At 26.1% G+C, this 20,033-nt stretch carries 19 protein-coding genes and 1 pseudogene; all 20 read right to left on the bottom strand.

Annotation, left to right across the window (positions count from 1 at the left end):
* A complete protein-coding gene (locus AACL04_RS04870; protein WP_339030039.1) occupies positions 1–945 on the bottom strand; it encodes a bifunctional oligoribonuclease/PAP phosphatase NrnA in 945 nt (314 codons plus the stop codon).
* An 8-nt stretch (positions 946–953) separates the two neighbouring features.
* Positions 954–2,804, bottom strand: coding sequence for a hypothetical protein (locus tag AACL04_RS04865; protein WP_339030038.1), 1,851 nt, complete (start codon positions 2,802–2,804; stop codon positions 954–956).
* Between the two features lie 90 nt (positions 2,805–2,894).
* Positions 2,895–3,185 (bottom strand): 50S ribosomal protein L31, encoded by a 291-nt coding sequence (rpmE, locus tag AACL04_RS04860; RefSeq protein ID WP_422397901.1) that lies wholly within the window; start codon positions 3,183–3,185, stop codon positions 2,895–2,897.
* Positions 3,186–3,387: 202 nt separating this feature from the next.
* Positions 3,388–4,224, bottom strand: a complete 837-nt coding sequence (locus tag AACL04_RS04855) for an SPE_1075/MLC_0560 family membrane protein (RefSeq protein ID WP_339030036.1) — start codon at positions 4,222–4,224, stop codon at positions 3,388–3,390.
* Positions 4,225–4,267: 43 nt separating this feature from the next.
* Positions 4,268–4,441: a helix-turn-helix domain-containing protein gene (locus AACL04_RS04850; RefSeq protein ID WP_339030034.1), complete on the bottom strand. Its 174-nt coding sequence runs from the start codon at positions 4,439–4,441 to the stop codon at positions 4,268–4,270.
* Positions 4,442–4,472: 31 nt separating this feature from the next.
* Positions 4,473–5,366, bottom strand: coding sequence for a class II fructose-1,6-bisphosphate aldolase (gene fba / locus AACL04_RS05545; RefSeq protein WP_422397917.1), 894 nt, complete (start codon positions 5,364–5,366; stop codon positions 4,473–4,475).
* A 156-nt stretch (positions 5,367–5,522) separates the two neighbouring features.
* Positions 5,523–5,969, bottom strand: a pseudogene (locus AACL04_RS05540) (hypothetical protein); the annotation flags it as partial.
* A 45-nt stretch (positions 5,970–6,014) separates the two neighbouring features.
* The gene (locus tag AACL04_RS04840; RefSeq protein ID WP_339030030.1) at positions 6,015–7,610 is read right to left on the bottom strand and encodes a CTP synthase; all 1,596 of its coding nucleotides are present in this window, start codon (positions 7,608–7,610) and stop codon (positions 6,015–6,017) included.
* 58 nt (positions 7,611–7,668) lie between these two features.
* Positions 7,669–8,130: a DNA-directed RNA polymerase subunit delta gene (rpoE, locus tag AACL04_RS04835; RefSeq protein WP_339030028.1), complete on the bottom strand. Its 462-nt coding sequence runs from the start codon at positions 8,128–8,130 to the stop codon at positions 7,669–7,671.
* A 20-nt stretch (positions 8,131–8,150) separates the two neighbouring features.
* Positions 8,151–9,341 carry an HD domain-containing protein gene (locus AACL04_RS04830; RefSeq protein ID WP_339030026.1) on the bottom strand — a complete coding sequence of 397 codons (1,191 nt, stop codon included), beginning with the start codon at positions 9,339–9,341 and terminating at the stop codon, positions 8,151–8,153.
* Between the two features lie 10 nt (positions 9,342–9,351).
* Positions 9,352–10,779, bottom strand: a complete 1,428-nt coding sequence (gltX, locus tag AACL04_RS04825) for a glutamate--tRNA ligase (protein WP_339030024.1) — start codon at positions 10,777–10,779, stop codon at positions 9,352–9,354.
* Positions 10,766–11,254: a 2-C-methyl-D-erythritol 2,4-cyclodiphosphate synthase gene (gene ispF / locus AACL04_RS04820; RefSeq protein ID WP_339030023.1), complete on the bottom strand. Its 489-nt coding sequence runs from the start codon at positions 11,252–11,254 to the stop codon at positions 10,766–10,768. Before ispF ends, gltX begins: the two co-directional genes overlap by 14 nt.
* A 74-nt stretch (positions 11,255–11,328) precedes the next feature.
* Complete coding sequence (gene ychF, locus AACL04_RS04815) at positions 11,329–12,426, bottom strand: redox-regulated ATPase YchF (RefSeq protein ID WP_339030021.1); 1,098 nt, start codon at positions 12,424–12,426, stop codon at positions 11,329–11,331.
* Between the two features lies 1 nt (position 12,427).
* Positions 12,428–12,613, bottom strand: a complete 186-nt coding sequence (locus tag AACL04_RS04810; protein WP_339030019.1) for a DUF951 family protein — start codon at positions 12,611–12,613, stop codon at positions 12,428–12,430.
* Positions 12,603–13,475: a ParB/RepB/Spo0J family partition protein gene (locus tag AACL04_RS04805; protein ID WP_339030017.1), complete on the bottom strand. Its 873-nt coding sequence runs from the start codon at positions 13,473–13,475 to the stop codon at positions 12,603–12,605. The genes AACL04_RS04810 and AACL04_RS04805 overlap by 11 nt, the downstream gene beginning before the upstream one ends.
* Positions 13,462–14,235: an AAA family ATPase gene (locus tag AACL04_RS04800; RefSeq protein WP_339030015.1), complete on the bottom strand. Its 774-nt coding sequence runs from the start codon at positions 14,233–14,235 to the stop codon at positions 13,462–13,464. The genes AACL04_RS04805 and AACL04_RS04800 overlap by 14 nt, the downstream gene beginning before the upstream one ends.
* 47 nt (positions 14,236–14,282) lie before the next feature.
* Positions 14,283–14,978, bottom strand: a complete 696-nt coding sequence (gene rsmG / locus AACL04_RS04795) for a 16S rRNA (guanine(527)-N(7))-methyltransferase RsmG (protein ID WP_339030013.1) — start codon at positions 14,976–14,978, stop codon at positions 14,283–14,285.
* Between the two features lie 43 nt (positions 14,979–15,021).
* Positions 15,022–16,599 carry an APC family permease gene (locus AACL04_RS04790; protein ID WP_339030012.1) on the bottom strand — a complete coding sequence of 526 codons (1,578 nt, stop codon included), beginning with the start codon at positions 16,597–16,599 and terminating at the stop codon, positions 15,022–15,024.
* On the bottom strand, positions 16,562–18,148 hold the full coding sequence (locus AACL04_RS04785; RefSeq protein ID WP_339030011.1) for an amino acid permease: 1,587 nt from the start codon (positions 18,146–18,148) through the stop codon (positions 16,562–16,564). Before AACL04_RS04785 ends, AACL04_RS04790 begins: the two co-directional genes overlap by 38 nt.
* A 3-nt stretch (positions 18,149–18,151) precedes the next feature.
* The gene (mnmG, locus tag AACL04_RS04780; RefSeq protein WP_422397900.1) at positions 18,152–20,029 is read right to left on the bottom strand and encodes a tRNA uridine-5-carboxymethylaminomethyl(34) synthesis enzyme MnmG; all 1,878 of its coding nucleotides are present in this window, start codon (positions 20,027–20,029) and stop codon (positions 18,152–18,154) included.
* Positions 20,030–20,033 lie beyond the last annotated feature (4 nt).

Raw genomic sequence — 20,033 nt, 5'->3', positions numbered from 1 at the left:
TTATTTCCCCTTTAATTTAATTAAATTAGATAAATCATCAACTATTTTATCTAATTCCTTCCAGCTGCTAATCTTAGCTCCTGATGCTAACTTATGGCCACCACCATTATATTTTTTTGCCACTGAGTTTATATCAAAATCTCTACTTCTAATAGAAATTTTTATTTTATCACTTCCAGGAGTTTGATAAGCCATAAGTCAAATTTTGACTTCCTCAATCCCTCCTAAAGTACTTAAAGCACTTTTTATTTCTTCATCTCCAAGATTTATTTTTTTAAAGACTTTTTCCTCAACTTTAATAATTCCAATAGAGTTATCTTCTAAAAATTTAGCCATTCCAAAAGCTTGATTATGCCACTTTGCTAACTCAATTTTTTTTAAAAATAAGTCAGAATAAATATCAGTAATTTTTATTCCAGTTTCAGAAAGTATCTTTGCAGCTTGAAAAGTTTCTCCATTTGTTTTTTCAAAAAGAAATCTTCCAGAATCAGTCACTAAACCATAGTATAAAAAACTAGCTGCTTTTTTTGAGATGTTTAATTTATTTTTATAAGCCCAAAGAGTTATGACTTGAGTACAAGCAATTGCACTTGAATCAACAATTTTATTTTGTCCAAATTCATCATCTTCTAAGTGGTGATCTATTTTAAAAACTTCTTTGACAATATTTTTAAATAAAAAATCTACTCTTTCAAAATTTGCAACATCCACTGTTATTAAAATAGAATCACTTATTACTTGCTCAGTTAAAGCATCTTCAGATTCTTCTCTTAAACCCAAATTAAGTTTTTCTCCTACAACATAAACATTTTTATTTTTAAAATTATCTAAAATAATTTCTTTAAGCCCATACGCGCTACCCTGAGTGTCTCAATCAGGAGATACATGCTTAGCAATTATTATATTCTTATAATTCTTTATTTTTTTAATTAAAGTATCTTTCATTTTTCTCCTTATAGCACTTTTAATATTGACTCTTCTGTTAGATATAATTTAACTTTTTCATTATTATTATATTTTTTTATTGAGTAAAAATATAATTTTAAATCATTTTCTTTAGTTATAACTTCATACATATTTGTATCTAAAAATTCTTTATTGTAGTTAATTATTCCAGTTATTTCTAAAATAATATTTCCATTTTCTTTTTTATTGGTTGATACTTTCATTGGATTTATTATTATCTGACCTGCTTCTTTAAATTTAGAACTTTCAATTTTTAAAGACTCATTCATAGTTTCTAATTTTTTACCATCATACTTATAATTGAATCTATTATTTTTTGCAAAAAATTCTCCTCCATAAGTTGTTCAATTTTTTTGTAGAACTTTTTCAAAACTTGTTTCAGTTATTTCATTCTCATTAATTAAATAAATATTCTTATTTAATTCCGGTATTTCATAAATACTCTCTTCAATAAAAACTATTGAGAATTTAGGATTAATATTTAATAAATTATTTATTACTTTTAATAATTCCTCCCTCTCAGCTTGATTTATTTTTGAAAAGACATTATAAAAAATAATATTATATTGCTTTAAATAAATAGCAGTTAAAAGTTGAAATCATATTTCTTCCATTCTATTGATTTTCAATGAAAGAATACTAAATTCAAATCCAAGTTCTTTTGCAGTTTCATCAATAAATAAAAGTGACTGTTTATATATACTTACTATTTCACTTTTCAGAATTTGTTTTTTTTCTCTAAACTCTTCAATATTTCCTTTTTCACATTCATCATTTAATACTTTTTTATGATACCTATGCATTACTTCAACTATTTTACCTCTTAAAGTATTAGCCTCATCTGATAAACCCTCAAAAAACATTTTCTCTTGTTTAATTTTAAATTCAAATCTTTGGTCTTCAGATGCCTTTCTTCAAGAAAATAGCTCTTCTAAGTTTTTAGTTTTTTTAGTTTTTGTCTCAGATTTATCTAATTCAAAAAAGATTTGCTTCTTTAAGTTTTTGATAATAAAATTAGTTTTTGTCAATTTTCTCTTAATATCATTTACTTTTAAATCAATGATCTTTAATTGCTTTCTTGTAACAAAATTTGTTTGATTGAAGTTCAGCTCTTTTGCTAATTTTCTTTTTTGTCTATCTTTTGCCTTTTTTGTATTATATTCACAAGTACATAATGAAGATAATTCCATAAAAGAATAAACCTTATCTCATAAAGTTTGTAAAAAAGTTTGCATTAATTCAAGATTTTGAGCTTTCTCAATTAAATAATAATAATCCTTAACAATAATTTTTATATGATCCTCTAGGTTTCCAAAACTTTTTTCTAAATTTTTATTATTAAAATAAATAATTTGTTCCAAAAATTCAGACAATCATTGTTCTTCGATATCTAATGAATTATTAATAAATTTAGATATCATACTCTCAACCTTATCTCTCATTTCTAAATCTGTTTTATTATTTTTTGATGTAGAAAAAGATAAATATGAATACTTTTTATTAATGTAATTTATTTTAGCCTTACTAAGAAAATTTTTATTTAATAATAAAGATGTATATAGTCAAAACTTTTCAGGTCATTTTTTTAATAACTTATTAACTCCTATAACTGAAACTTTCCTTTTAGTTCATTGTTTATTAACCATATCATACTGATTGATTTTAAAAATTCCGGACCTAACAAGATGCTTACCTTGCAATACATTTCTAAAATTTTTTCTTAAATATCTATCTTGAGAAATCACTGCTACCATTTGAGAATCTTCACATTTAAAATTAATTGTTTTAGGCAATAATTTTCTGTTAAAAAATTTAACATTTGAAATTGTAAAACTCATATAAAGACCCCCATAACTTTATAATTGTATAACATTTTCAATAAAAATAATAAAACTAGACTAATTGATAGTCTAGCTTTTTGTATTAAATTATTTTTTAGCTTCTTTTGCTTTTTTTTCATTTTCTGCTTTTTGAGCTGCTGAAGCCTTTTCTGCTTCAGCTAATTTAGCATCTTTTTTAACAAATTTTTCTTTGAATTTTTCAACACGTCCCTCTGCATTTGCAAAGTTTTGTTTTCCAGTGTAAAAAGGATGACAATTTGAACAAGTATCTATTCTTACTTCTTCTCCTTTTGTTGATCCTGACATGAATTCATTGCTACAAGTTGTACAAACAATTTTAGCTTCAAAATATTGTGGATGTATGTTTGCTTTTGGCATGTTTTCACCGTCCTTTATTTAAAGTCTTTCTAATACAAATTAAATAATACCATATTTTTAATAAAACTTTTATTTTTTAAGTATTTCTTATATAAATAATCGAATTTTTAATAAAAATAGTTCCAATAAAGTTATTTATAAAAATCAATAACTTAATTTATCTCCTTTAACTTAAAGAGCCTATAAATTACTTTTAAGACTCTTATACTTCTTTATTTACTACAATATTTTCTTTATTATTCATTTTTTTATAATCAAATACCTTATCTAAAATAATTAAAATTTGATTGACTAAAGGCCCCACTAAAAAAGTAAAGCATATCGTTCCTAATCCAAAGTTTGTTAATAAAAAATCGGTTTTACTTGCTCCTTCTCCTTTAACAAATGGGAAAAAAGCAAAGGCTATTATTAATATTGAAATATCTATTATTAATCTACTTTTAGAATAACTCATTTTTGTTAATCTTAAAAATTGTTCACAGATATTATTAAATGGTCCTAATAATCAGCCTGATTTGACTCAAAAAGCTATACCTAATACAAAACATAAAAAACCTGCTATAAAAATTAAATTTCTAGCTCCTGGAATTAACTCTCTAATACCCATTTGACTTAAAGGAGCTATAAATAAACCTACAATTTGAGGTACTATAAAAGTTATAATTATATCTGCCAAAATAAATCATGAAAATTTAAATCAGGCACTTTTACTTTTTGTTTTCTTATACTCATCAATAGTTGGTTTAATTGAAAAACAAATTGCAAACAATATTAAAACAATATAAAGAGTTGTTAAACTTATAGCGTAATTATCATAAACTCCTTGTCCAACTTTTCCCTCTTTTACAAAAGGTATTGAGATGGAAAGTACATTATAAATAAGTCAGTCAATTTGACTTCCTCCAACAGATGGTTGCTGATATAAAGCTAACCCAAATGCAGTTAATAGGATACCTAATATAAGCAATATAAATTTAACTATAATTACTTTTCAATTTTTTGAAAAACTCTTCATATTTTCATTAAATAAATTTTTCATATTTTAAATTTCCTCTTTAATAAAAAAATAGGCTAAAAAAAACCTACTTTTCATATTTTGTTTTTAAAGCTTCTTCTCCACCTTGTTCATATCTTTTAACTCAATTTCTTAAAGAAACTACACTAACATTTCTTGTTGGCGCAAACTGAGTAGCTGTGACACCACTATTTTTAAAATCTCTAATAATCTTAATTTTCTCTTCAACTGTTAAATGCATAATGTAATCCTCCATTATTTCATTATTGATATTATTTAGCTTTTCCTTGACAACCAAACACTTTTGTTAAATCTAAGAATGTTTGTTTTATTGCTTTAAATCCTGGAGCTAATAATTTACGTGGATCAAATCCCTTAGCTTCATCATCTAAATCTTTTTTAGCTTCAATATATTCTCTTGTTGCATCTCTGAAAGCTAATTGTAATTCTGTATTAACATTGATTTTTGAGATTCCTAATTTAATTGCTTTTTCTACTTGGTCTTGAGGAATTCCTGAACCTCCATGTAATACCATAGGTAAATTACATGCTGACTGTAATTCTTCTAATGTATCAAATGATAGTGATTTTCATCATTCTGGATATTTTCCATGAATGTTTCCAATACCAGCTGCTAGCATAGATATTCCTGTAGTAGACATTTCAGCAGCTTGTTTAGGATCTCCTAATTCACCCTCACCAACTACACCGTCTTCTTCTCCCCCAATTGAACCAATTTCTGCTTCAACTGAAATTTCGTGTTTGTTTGCAAAATTCATTAATTCCCTAACTTTTGAGATATTTTCTTCATATGGTAAATGAGAACCATCAAACATTACTGATGAATATCCAGCTTCTATACATTTTTTAGCAGTTTCAATTGATTGACCATGATCTAAATGTAAAGCAACAGGAACAGTAATATTTAATGAATCTAATAATCCATTAACCATTCCCACTACAACATTTGGTCCACCCATATATTTCATTGCTCCCTCTGATGTAGCAATGATTACTGGTGTTTTAGACTCTTGAGCCGCTTCTAAAATGGCTTTAGTTCACTCTAAATTATTGATGTTAAAATGCCCAATTGCATATTTCTTTGCATGTGCATCTTTAATCATTTTTGTAGAATTAACTAATTTTGAATGATAAATTCTTGACATATTTTTTCCTCCTAAAGTTTTATTATACCTTATGATTATACTCCTTATTTTAGATAGACGAGACTTTTTTAAGTATATTAGAGTGGCCGTTTTCACTTTTGAACTAGTGGATTTAATAATTTTTTGCTCTATCCCAATTTTTTTAAAATATAAATATAAAACTAGGGCAAGTAATGTATTAGTAAAATACTGTATTGTATCTGTTAATAATTCAACAATAGCTAAGGAAGAATCAAATAAAAAATAGGCATATAATACATATGTAAAAATTCATAAATAACTAATAAAAATATTCAAATAAGATCAAATAAATTTTTTTAGAACTATAAAACTTACTCCAATTAAAAATTTTACAATAATTGTTATGGGAATATAAATAATCCCACCCGTAAATAAATCAGTTAAAACTCCTGCCATTATTGCAGATAAAATTGATATAAATGGATTAAGAAAATCTAAAAGAGCAATATACAAAAAATCTGATACTTGAAAAATACTTTTACCAGTTCCAATTGAGATTAGATTAGTTACTAATCCAATAATGAACATAACAGATGTTAATAAACCACAAATTGCTATTTGTCTTGAATTAATTTTTTTCATAATCTCACCTTAAATTAATTTTAGATAAAAAAAACAAAAAATATACTAATACTTTTTGTTCACTGCATTTACAAATCCCATAAATAAAGGATTTGGTTTATTTGGTCTTGAAGTAAATTCTGGATGATATTGAGCTGCAATAAAGAAATCATTTTTAGGATATTCTATTATTTCTACTAAATCTTTTTCTAAATATAGACCTGAAAAAACCATTCCGTTTTTTTCAAAGTCACTTCTAAATGAGTTATTAAATTCATATCTGTGTCTATGTCTTTCAATAACTTCATTTGATTTATAAAGTTCATAAGCTAATGTATTTTCTTTTAGAGAAGTTATATATCTTCCTAATCTTAAAGTTCCACCAATATTTTCTCTATTTTTGCCTTCTAAAATATCTATTATTGGATATTTTGTATTTGGTTTTAATTCTGTTGAATTAGCATCTTTTAAGTTTAAAACATTTCTTGCAAATTCAATACACGCTACTTGCATACCAAGGCAAATACCTAAATAAGGAATGTTATTCTCCCTTGCAAATTTGGCTGCCAAAATTTTTCCTTCAACACCATCTTCGCCAAAGCCACCTGGTACTAAAATACCTTTTGCATCTTTTAATTCCATTGCTATATTTTCTTGCTTTAATGTTCTGGCATTTACTCAATTGAATTTAACTTTTTTACTAATTTCATAACCAGAGAATTTTAAAGATTCCATAACTGATAAATATGCATCACTTAATTCAACATATTTTCCTACGATATGAATTGTTAAAATTTCTTTTGATTTTTCAATATTATTAACAAATTTTTTTCAATCTTTTAAATTTGTTGCTTTTAATTTTAAACCTAACTGTTTTGCTGTAATTTTATGTAGATTACCTTCTTCAACAACTAAAGGCACTTTATAAATTGAATCACTATCTGGACAAGCAATAACATTTTCTACTGGAATACTACATAATAAAGAGATTTTATCTTTAAGTTTTTTATCAAATTCTAATTCACTTCTTGCAACAATTACATCAGGTTGAATTCCTAAATTTAATAATTCCTTAACTGAATGTTGAATTGGTTTGGTTTTAAATTCTCCAGATACTTTTAAATAAGGTAATAATGCCACATGAATAAACATTACATTTTCCTTACCTTTTTCCATTCTAATTTGTCTTAAGGCTTCTAAAAATGGTTGAGATTCAATATCTCCTACTGTACCACCAATTTCAGTAATAACTACATCTGCTTTGTTTTCAATCTCTGCAGCATAAATTCTTTGTTTAATCTCGTTAGTAATATGAGGGATAACTTGAACAGTTTTACCTTCATACTTACCATTTCTTTCTTTTTCTAAGGCCTCATAATATATTTTTCCAGCTGATGTTGAAGATATTTTAGAAAGGTTTACATCAATAAATCTTTCATAATGACCTAAATCTAGATCAGTTTCTCCCCCATCATCTGTAACATAAACTTCCCCATGTTCAATTGGATTAATAGTTCCTGGATCTATATTTAAATATGGATCAAATTTTTGCATAAATATTTTCAGTCCACTATTTTTTAAAAGTACTCCAAGCGAGCTCCCAGTAATTCCTTTTCCCAAACCAGAAACAACTCCACCAGTAATAAATATGTGTTTTACCATAATCTAATTCCCCCAAAAATAAAAAGTAGTTAATTAAACTACTTCTGATTAAATTCTACTAATAATCATCGTCATCATCGTCATCGTCGAAATCATCATCGTCGAGATCTTCATCTAAACTTATATCTATAGAATCATCATTTCCTTTATGATTTAATAATTTTTTAATTTTACCAACATTTTCTCCAGTATCATCATCAAAAGTATCAATACCAAGAATTGAATCAGTATCAAAATCTTCAAACTCTTCTGTTGTTTCAAATTTATCAACATATTCATATTGTTTTTTAACATCATCAAATTTTAGATATTCTCTTAAACCTCATTTACCATCTGAAGTCAGTGCAAATCTATTGTCAAGAACCAAATCACTATATAGTTCAGCTATAATTTCATTTTTGCTATCATTATCTCCATGTATTTCTTTTGAAATTGTATTTCAAATATCTTCAAATGAAGCGTCATCTTTACATTGACTTAGGTAATCATAGGCCAAATTAATTGGTGATAGTTTACTCATAAGATTTTCCCCCATAATTTCTATTCTACATTATACATTGGAAAAATATATATTTTTTTTATTTTATTATTTCAATCAACATTTATTATTTCTGACAAGTCCTTTATATTGGTTAATTTACCATTATTTAATATGTATATATTTTCATCTTTTTTTTCAGAACTGTGCTTATAAATCGAGATATCTCTTATTGTAGCAATATCAAAATAATATTTACTATTACCTTGAAAGTCAGTTTTCATTTTTTCAATTGTTTCTGAAGAAAGATCTGAAGATACTTTTAATAATTTTCGATTTATTAATCTATTTGATAAATCCTTTAAGATAATATCATCTTCATCTCTTAATACTCTAAATATTTCAAACATTGTATAATCATCTAAATTAGTATACTTTTCTAATGGCATAATTTTGTTTTCAAATACTTCTTTAAAAATCTCAATTGTTTTTGATGCTCTAAATTGATATTTATCAATATATAAGTCTTTTAATCTTTTAAATCACATTTTAAATGTATTATCAAAAGCAATAGAAATTTTGTGTTCATACACTTGTTTAAACATATGATATCTTCCTAATAAAAAATTCTCAATTGCATTTATGGCTTTATTTGTAAATACAATTTGACCTTCATAAATTCTAGCATTTCTTATTATTCAATCAATATCAGGTTTAGAATAGTTAACTCCAGCACCTTTTGAATCTCTTAATAAGTAATCTAACCTATCTGCATCCAACTGACTTGAAACTAAAAAATTAACTATTTTATTTTTATGTTTACCTTCAATTACTGAAACAACCTCTTTAGGATTGATTCCATTATTAATTAGTACTTTATTAATTTGAGTATTTCCTCTTATAATTTCTACAGTATATTGCTCATGAGATACAGGAGATATCAACTCAAAAGTATGTGAAAATGGACCATGCCCCACATCATGAAGTAAACCTGCTATTTTTAAAATCTTTTTATCTTTTGCTGAAATATTTTTATTAATAATTTCATTTTCTAAAAACTTACAAATAACGTGATAAACACCTATACAATGAGAAAACCTTGTATGATTCGCACTTGGGAAAACAAATTGTCCTCCACCTAGTTGAATAATTCTTCTTAATCTTTGAAATTCATCTGTATCAATTAATTCTGAAAACACTTTATCCTCAAAATAAATTTCTCCATGAACATTATCTCTTATAAACTTTTCCATAATCAACCTCTTATTTAATACTATTTATATTAAGTATTACTTGTTCTTTTCCTATCAGTGAAATTGTTTTTGCCAACTCTGGACCATGTTCACTTAAAGTTGTAAATATTCTTACAGGCATAAATAAATCTCTACCTTTTAATTCAAATTTTTTACCAATACTATTTATCAAAGTCTTAATGTTTTCTTCATTGAATTCAACTATTTTTTTTAATTCTTCTTCTAAAAAAACTATTAAATCTTTTTTAATATTAAACTCTGCCAAAATATTTTTTGTTTTATCATCTATTTTCTTATTAAAGAAAATATCTAAATGATCATTAATTTGAGATGCGAACTCTAGTTCTTTTTTAAATAAAAGTAAAACAGATCTGATTCAGTTATCCTTTTTATTTTTAATTTCAAACTTATTTTCATCAATAAAATTAATCACAAATTTTATGTAATCATCATCACTAATTTTTTTTATTCATTGACTATTAATTCACTTCATTTTTATCATGTCAAAAGTACTAGGAGATTTAGAAAATCTTTTTTCATCAAAAATTTTTATTAGTTCTTCTTTAGAAAAAATCTCTTGCTCACTTTTTGGACTTCAACCAAGTAATGAAATATAGTTAAAAATTGCTTCAGGTAAATAACCTTGTTCTTTATACTGTGAAATAAAAAACATTGCATTTCCACTTCTTTTAGAAAGTTTTTTCTTTGTTTCATCAACTATTAATGTTAAGTGACAAAATAGAGGTTCTTGTCAACCAAAAGCTTCATATATCATACATTGTCTTGGAGTATTTGAGATATGTTCTTCCCCTCTAACAACATGAGTTATTTTCATATCATAATCATCAATTACAACAGCAAAATTATATGTTGCAATTCCATTTGATTTTAGAATTACAAAATCACCAATTTCTTTTGAATTAAACTCAACATTACCACGAACTAGATCATTAATTCTATATAATTTATTATCTGGAACTTTAAATCTAATATTAAATGGCTTTGTCTCATCATTATTTTTATTAGATAAACATTTTCTATTATACTGAGGAGCAATAATACCTTTTGCTAATTGCATTTCTCTATCCTTTTCCAGTTCTTCTGAAGTACAATAACACTTATATGCTTTCCCTTGCTTTAATAAAATATTTGCATAATTTTGATATACTTCAAACTTTTCAGACTGCATATATTTTCCAAAATCTTTTTTTGGATTTCTAAATGATTCATCTGGTAGAATGCCCAATCATTTCATATTATCAAATTGAGAGTCTATTGCTCCATCAACATTTCTCTCAATATCTGTATCTTCAATTCTCAAAATAAAATCTCCGTTATAGTGTTTTGCAAAAAGGTAGTTCATTAAAGCTGTTCTTGTATTTCCTATATGTAAGTAACCAGTTGGTGATGGCGCATATCTTAATCTAAATTTTTCCATTTTCATTTTCCTCACTTTTATAAATTAATATATTACAATAACTTGTAATTATATTTTTAAAGTTTCCCTCTGTGGTAGTAGCCTTTATTGATATTTGATCCAATCCAATGTTTAAAATCTCTGAAAGATTTTTTTTAATAGCACCTTTAAAATTTATAAGATTTGGTGCGTCAAGCTCTATTAAAATATCTATGTTAGATATTTTATATTCTTTTTTCTTTAGAAGAATTAAAGAATCTTTGACCATAATAATTGATTCGAAATTTTCTTTCATATTTTTTGAATTATAATTTTGACCTAAATCTTCTTCTCCAAGTGAACCAAAGATAGCCTCTGCTAAACTATGAAATAAAACATCTCCATCGCTATATGCATCAACCTTAGTTTTTGAAGGTATATTAATTCCTCCAAGTAAAATATAATCTCCAATTATTAAATTATGCATATCTTTAGAAAATCCAACTTTAAATTTCATATTTATTCCTCTTAACAAAATGATTATAAAATAAAAAATGATTTATAACTAATTAAAGTTATAAATCCTTAATGCTATTTATTAAATTTAAAAAAGCAAACATCTCCATCTTGAACGATATAGTTTTTTCCTTCAAGCTTTATTTTTCCACTATTCTTTAAACTTTGTTCATCTCCAAGTTCAAAAATATCTTCACATTTATAAACATCAGCTTTAATAAAACCTTTTTCAAAGTCTGTATGAATAATTCCAGCACATTGTGGAGCATTAAAACCATCTTTGAACTGTCATCCTCTTGCTTCTTGAGGACCACAAGTAAAATATGTCTTTAGGCCCAGTGTTGAATATGCAGCTTTGATTAATTGCTCGAGTCCTGACGTCTCAATTCCAGCATCTTGTAAAAAAATCTCTTTGTCATTTTTTTCAAGTTCACTTAAATCCTCTTCAATTTTCGCAGAAATTTTAACAACTTGTGAATTACATGATTGAGCATATTCTCTAACAAGCCTTACATAATTATTATCTTCTCTAACTTCGTCTTCACCAACATTAGCCACATAAATAAATTTTTTTGTTGTTAAAAGTTGAAATGATTTTAAAGCAATTTTTTCTTCTTCACTAAAATCAAGTTTATTTAATAACTTACCATCAGAAAGTTGAGTTGCCAGTTTTTTAAGTAAAGTATATTCAAAGATGATTTCTTTATCTTTAGTCGACTTAAATTTTGGTTCCACTTTTGCAAGTCTTTTTTTAACAGTTGCTTCATCAGATAAAATTAATTCTAACTCTATTATTTCAATATCTCTTATCGGATCAACGCTTCCCTCAACATGAGTTATTTCCTTTGAATCAAAGCACCTAATAACTTCACAGATAGCATCTGTTTCTCTAATGTTTGCTAAAAAGGCATTACCTAATCCTTCACCTTTACTTGCTCCTGCAATTAAACCAGCAATATCAACAAATTCAATTGTTGTATAGATAGTTTTTTTTGATTTGAATATATCAGCTAATTTATCTAATCTTCAATCTGGTACTTCTACAACTCCAACATTTGGTTCAATTGTTGCAAATGGATAATTTGCTGCTTCAACTTTTGAGTTTGTAATTGCATTAAATAAAGTGGATTTTCCAACATTTGGTAAACCAACTATCCCTACTTGTAATCCCATATTATTTTCCACTTTCTATTTTTTTAATTTTTTTTAAAAGATCATCTTTTTGAAATTCTAATATTATTTTTTCATCTATATTAGATTGCAATTTATAAATAGTACCAATCCTTAAAACAATTCAAAATATAGTTTTACTTGGATGAGATTTTTTTAAAAATACTTTATCTCCTAAATTAATCTTCATTAGTTAATCCTAAAATCTCTAAAACTCTATTTAAATCAGATTCGTCTGAATATCTAATAGTTAACTTACCATTTTCAATACTTACTTTTGTTCCAAGTTTTCTCATCATCTTATTTTCCATATGAACTATTGAGTTATTTTTAGAATCTTGTTTTTTTTCATTTTTTAGTAAATTACTTTTTTTAATTAAATTTTCTACTTCTCTTGAAGTTAAATCTTTTTCTAAAATTTGTTTAAATATAGAATCTAATAATTTTTCATTGTTAACAATTGCTAATAAAGGTTTTGCCTGACCCATTGATACTTTCTTTTGTAACATAGCATCTTGTACTTTTTCAGGCAGATTTAAAAGTCTCATAATATTTGCTATATGTGATCTTGATTTACCAACTCTTGTTGCAATATCTTCTTGTTTTAGTTTTAAATTATCTGAAAGCTTTTTATATGCAACAGCTTCTTCAATATCCAATAAATCAACTCTTTGAATATTTTCAATTATTGCAAACTCTTCCATTTGACTTTCACTTAGCTCTAAAACTATTGCAGGAATTTTCTTAAGTCCTGCCAATTTAGCAGCTCTAGTTCTTCTTTCACCTGCAATAATTTGGTTCTTACTATTAATTATAATTGGTTGAATTATACCATGTGTTTTAATTGAACTTGCAAGTTCGTTTAGTTCCTCTTTTTCAAAATTCTTTCTTGGTTGATATGGATTTGCCACAAGAACTTTTATATCTATCATTGTCTTATTATCTTCAACTTTGTTTTTATCGTTTTCAATAACACCAATAATATCTGAAACTGATTCTCCAAAAATATCATCTAATCCTTTAAAATTATATTTTCCTTTAGCTTTGGCCATTTTCTTTTAACACCTCTTTTACAAACTCAATATAAGCAATTGAGCCAGCTCCATTTTTATCATATTCATATATTGATTTACCCTCCATTGAAGATTCAGATATTCTAACATTTCTAGGAATAACTGATTTATAAACCTTTGGTCCAAACGTTTTCATTATTTCTTCTAAAACATCGTGTGCTAGTTTTGTTCTTGAATCAAACATTGTTACTAATACACCTTCAATAGTAAGATTTGGATTTAATGTCTCTTTTACTTTTTTAATAGTTCTTAATAATTGCGCAACTCCATGCATTGCATAATGCTCTGCTTGTATCGGAATTAATACTGTATCAGAAATTGCAAGTCCATTTCTATTAATTAATCCTAAACTTGGTGGACAATCAATAATAACAAAATCATAATTATGCCCAATTTTATTAATTTCTTCTCTTAAAACATTTTGATTATTATTTTTTTGTTCTAAAAGAATAAGGTCAACTGCTGCCACATCAATTGAACTTGGAGCCAAGTCTATATTTTTTTTAATATTTTTGATAACTACTTCACCAAGAGTTTTTTCTCCCACAAAGACATGATACATACTTAAGGTATTACTATCTATTTCAAAGCCCACTCCTGTTGTTGCATTGAACTGAGGGTCCATATCTATAAGTAGTACCCTTTTATTTGCCAGAGCAAGGCCACATGCTAAGTTTACTGAGGTTGTAGTTTTACCAACACCACCCTTTTGATTCGAAACTGAAATTACTTTTGCCATAAAATACCTCTCATAATCATTATTATATATTAAATATTTATTATTTATTATTTTCCCAAAGGTCTTTTTCTAATTTGACTATATTGTCTTGGATATTCTAAGGGTGTTACTTTATATTTTGAATAAAACAAATTATTTCTTTCTCCTAAAACTTCATCTTTTAATTCTTGTTTTAAAAATAAATTTAATCCTAATTTTTTTTCTTGATTATTCAAATCACTCAATTCTACATTTACATTTTTAGACTTTAAGCATATAAAAGTTCCATTTGTTTTTAAACCCTGAACACCCACTTCTAACAAAATATTAAGTGGTGCCATTGCTCTTGAAATAATTACATCAAATTTTTCTTTATTATCTATTGTATACTCTTCTGCTCTAGCATTTATAGTTGAGATATTTTTTAAATCCAATTCTAAAATTACTTTCTTTAAAAAATTTATTTTTTTAGAGTTTGACTCTAAAAGAAATACTTTTGTATTCGGATAGAATATTTTTATAATAATTCCTGGAAAGCCAGCGCCTGTTCCTATATCAAGTATTTCTAAATTATCTGGATTAAAAACTTTTGTAAATAATAAGCTATCAAGAAAATGCTTATCCAATATTTCTTGATCTTCAACTATTGCAGTAAGATTATGAATTTCATTTTCTTTTTGCAAAATAGTTTTATAGTTTAATAATAAATTTTTTTGAAAATCAGTTAGTTCAATATTTAATTCTTTAAATCTATTTCAATCCATTTAATCACTCCTCTAAAAAAAATAAAAAAGATTAATTTCTTTTTTATTTTACATTACTTTTACTTTTAAATTTTTCAATTTCCAACTCTTTATTATAATTAAATCAATTTTTTGGTTTAATTCTTAAAACAAAGTCATTAGCATCAATATTATTTTTTGAAATTAAGCTTTCATTAATTATTCAAGCAATGGCAAGTATCATAGCAAAAAATATTAATAAAATGGGATCAATCATTGTGTTTAAATCATTTGACATAAACTTGCCAATTAAAAAGTCATAATATGCATATGCCATTATAATAGACAATATTGTTGATGTTATTATTCCAATTACAAAACCACCTTTGATTTTTAAAGTCTCAACTTTTTTGGTTTTTCTATTATGTAATACAAAAATCATTAATATTAAATAGACTACAAAACCAAACATTACTGTACTATTTGAGGAATAGTCGGCAACTAAGAAATAATTAATTTCTGCACTGTTTCAGTCAATTAAGATTGATATTGTAATAAATAATACATAAATTGACATTGTTATTGCCATTCCAATAAAACCAGATTTTACATAGCTAATATTATCTTTACCATTTTTTGAATAAATAAATTTTTCTTGAACACCAGATTGAACTGTTTTAGGGATTAAAGTTGTATAACCATTTACAGTTGTCAAAATTGTACAAGCAATTACAATTTTAAATAATAAAGATACTCAAGGAGATTTACTAAACATATTATCAAATAATTTAAATACGTCTCCATCATTTGCTCCAAAAAAAATTGAAATAGTAATTATTATATAAAACAATGTCACTGCAATAATTGCAGAAAGCATTGCTGGAGCTACAACTTCTTTATGTTCACAATCCTTTTGTAAAGTTGCTGCATAAATAAATCCATCAAATGCAAATAGTATTGGGATCATTGTTCCAAAAAAAGTATTTACTTGTCACGGTTCAAAGTCTGATGGAGGATTAAATGAATTATTGCCATCTGAGTTAATTGCAAAGAGTGTAAACCCACCAATTACAATAGTTATTAAAGGTAAAAACTTAACAATAGTAAAAATACTCTGAATAAGTTTACTTGGCTTATGGGTAAAAATATTCATTAATGAAAAACCAATTAATACTAATGTTGAGAAAAATAACTCCAACGACATCCATTGTACTTTTCCAATTTTTAAAATTAGACTTTCTTCATTTACAATAAAATAAAATGAGTTAATTCCACTAAAGACCGTTTTAACTGTAAATAGCGCTCCCAAACCAGCTAAAATCGGAAGATACATACAAATATATAAAATAGAAAATAAAGAAGCCGTTCTTCTATTAATAAATTTATTTGCTCAACTTTGAGCTGTAGAATGGCCATCATTTTTTGTTGCAGATGCTGCTTCAATGAAAGTTAACATTATAAGTGAGCATAAAACTCCTATAAATAATCAAACAGTTAGTGCTAATCATGGGTTCCTTCCAGCTTCATGTAATACTCCACCAGCCTCTACCTTGTTTTTTAAATAGATTCCACTACCAACTACAATTCCAAAAACCATTGAAAATATAGTTAAAAATTCAAATGACTTATTTTTTGCCTTGTTTACTTTGTTTACCTTTATCATTTTTTAAAACCTTTCTAGCATTAAAAATATCTAAACATTTTTGCTTATCATAGTTAAATCAATTTTTTGGATTTATTCTAAAATAAAAATCATTTATTTCAATATTATTTTTTGAAATAATCATTTCATTAATAATCCAAAAAACTACTAATATTATTATAAATACAAATCACATTATTGGAGATACCAGCTGTCCATCTATTAATGATTTTATAATATTTAAATAATAAATGTAACCCAAAGTCAAAATTAACATTGAAGAAGAAAATATTGCCGCACAATAGGCCCCTCTGACTTTTCTAACTTCAATTTTTTTGGTTTTTCTATTTATAAGCATTTGCACTAACAAAGGAATGTGAAATAAGTAAACAATTATTATTGTTGAGTCAGAAGATAAATATGCTGTATATAAGTAAGAGTCATCTCCAGTTATACTTTTTGGTAGTAATAAACTTGAACCAACAAAGGCAATAAAAAATATAAAAACAATTAATATTGAGATTCAACTTGATTTTATTTTAGACAGTTCTCCTCCATTTTTTTTGGAATAAACAAATTTCTCTTCAATTGAAGCTCTTATAACTATTGGATAAATAACACTATATGCATTTACCATTGTCAATAAAGTTAAAGTAATTATTAAATTAAAAGTAAAATGAATTCTTGGATCTATACCCTCTCTTTTAAAAATATTTAATATATTCCCATCAGAAGCTCCCATAAAAATTGCAACACTAATTATTATATAAAATATAGAAACCGCAACAATTCCAGTCATCATAGCTGGAGCAACGACTTCTTTATGTTCACAATCCTTTTGTATTGCAGCTGAGTCTAGAAAGCCATCAAAAGCAAACATAATTGGAACCATGGTCAAAAATATATTATTAATTTGAAAACCTCCTACTTTTTCTGGATCAAATGAACTTTCTTTACCAAGCGAGAAAAAAGTAATTCCTGCTATTAAGACAGTAATTAAAGGAATAAACTTTAAAAAAGAAAGAGTAGTTTGCAGAATTTTACCTGGCTTGGTTGTATAAGTATTAACAATTTGAAATAAAATTAATACTAATGAAGCTACAAATATTTCAACAATAATTTTTGTATCTCCTGTTAATCAACTTTCCTTACCTGTAGAGAATTCATAAATAATATTAATAGATTGAAAAAAACTACTGGTTGTAAATAATGCTCCAATTATTATTAAAACTGGAAGATAAATAATGGCATATAGTATTGTTACTAATGAGCCATATCTTCTCCCAAGAAATCTTCCAGCTCAAGCAGTTAAGGTATTATGTTCACCTTTTTTGGTTGAACTTGATAACTCTATAAAAGATAACATCATTGAACAACAAAAAAATGCCATAAGTGTTCAAACAGCTATTGCTAAATAGGGATTATTCCCAGCTTTTGCAAGTACACCATTATCTCCAGCATTTTTTAAATAAATTCCACTACCAACAACTATTCCAAAGGTCATTGAGAAAACAGATAAAAATTCAAAAATCTTGTTCTTAGTTTTATTTTTCTTATTAACATTAATCATGAATTATACCTCATTATATTTCCTTTTTAAGTGAAATAGTAACATTTGAATATCTGCAGGATTTACTCCTGTTATTCTTGAAGCTTGACCAATTGAAGTAGGTTTAACCTTTTCCAACTTTTGTCTTGCCTCTAAAGCAATATTCTCAACTTTTGAATAATCAACATCCTTAGGTATTTTTTTATTCTCCAGTTTTACGAATTTTTCAATTGTTTCATTTTCCTTTTTTATATAACCTTCAAATCTTATTAATATTAATAAAGTTTGAAGCTGCTGTTTTGAAAGTTCATTTAATTCTTTAATATATTTTTTAAAAATATTTATATCTACTTTAGGCTGTTTTAAAATTTCATAAGCACTAAATCCCTGAGTTAAAACAGCTTGACCAGTTTCTTTTAATTCTATTGCTAAATCTGTTTTAGGACTAAATCTTACTTCTTTTAATAAATCCATTTTTTCAAAAATTTCTCTTTCAAATTTTTGATGTAGTTTTCATTCTTTTTCTGAAACTAAACCCACTTCATAGCCATATTTTTTTAGTCGTATTTCAGAATTATCATTTCTCAAAGTTAATCTATTTTCTGCTCTACTTGTAAGTAATCTATAAGGTTCAATTACTCCCTTATTAATTAAGTCATCAATCATAACTCCTATATAAGATTCATTTCTTTTTAAAATTAGAGGTTTTAAATTATCAATTTTTCTTACTGCATTTATTCCAGCAATTAAACCTTGACCTGCAGCTTCTTCATAGCCACTAGTTCCATTAATCTGACCTGCCAAAAATAAATTACCTATCAATTTTAATTCTAAAGATAATTTTAGTTGTTGAGGATCAATGCAATCGTACTCAATTGCATAAGCTCATTTATCTACTACAACGTTTTCAAAACCTGGTAAACTTCTAAGCATCTTATCTTGTATCTCAATAGGCATAGAAGTTGAGAATCCTTGAACATAAAAAGTATCCAAAGATTTTGATTCTGGCTCTAAAAAAATTTGATGAGTTTCTTTTGAACTAAATCTTACAATTTTATCTTCAAAACTTGGGCAATATCTTGGTCCTACAGACTCAATTTCTCCAGAATACATTGCTGACCTATGTAAATTATCTTCAATAATTTTTTTAGTTTTTGAAGTTGAATGAATTAAATAACAAACTTCTTGTTTTTCAAATGGTAAAAATTTCTTTGTAGAAAAAGAAAAAGCTAACTCTTCATTTGTACCGGGTTCAATTAATGCTTTTTCTAAATTTATAGAGTTCATTTTAACTCTTGGAGGTGTTCCGGTTTTAAATCTAAAAGTTCTAAGTCCGAGTTTAACTAATGTTTGACTTAATGATTTCGTTGTAATTTCATCATTTGGACCACCTTCATATTTTTCTTCACCTCGATATATTAAAGAAGAGAGATAAGTTCCAGTAGTTAATATAACTGCATTACAATGAATTTCAGTTTTGTCTTCAAGTATAACTGACTTAATATTATTATTTGAATCCAAAGATATATCTTTAACTACTCCAACGACTAATTCTAAATTTTTTTGATTATTAACAGCATTTTCCATATACTTTGAATATTCAATTTTGTCTGATTGAGCACGTAATGCCCAAATACCAGGTCCTCTAGAAGAATTTAATAGTTTAACTTGCATTGCAGTAGCATCCGCAGCTTTACCCATTTCTCCACCAAGTGAATCAATTTCTCTTACAACAATTCCTTTAGCTGGACCACCAATTGATGGATTACATGGCATTGTTGCAATTTTATCTTTATACAAGTTAACTAAAATTGTTTTTTTTCCCATTCTTGCAGAAGCTAATGCTGCTTCTACACCAGCATGGCCTGCACCAACTACAACTATTTCAGCTTGCATGTGCACGCCT

It is taken from the genome of Spiroplasma endosymbiont of Cantharis nigra, assembly GCF_964019925.1.
Taxonomy (GTDB): domain Bacteria; phylum Bacillota_I; class Bacilli_A; order Mycoplasmatales; family Mycoplasmataceae; genus Spiroplasma_A.
The sequence above is the reverse complement of the archived record's forward strand: the minus strand, read 5'-3'. Positions and strand labels throughout refer to the sequence as shown.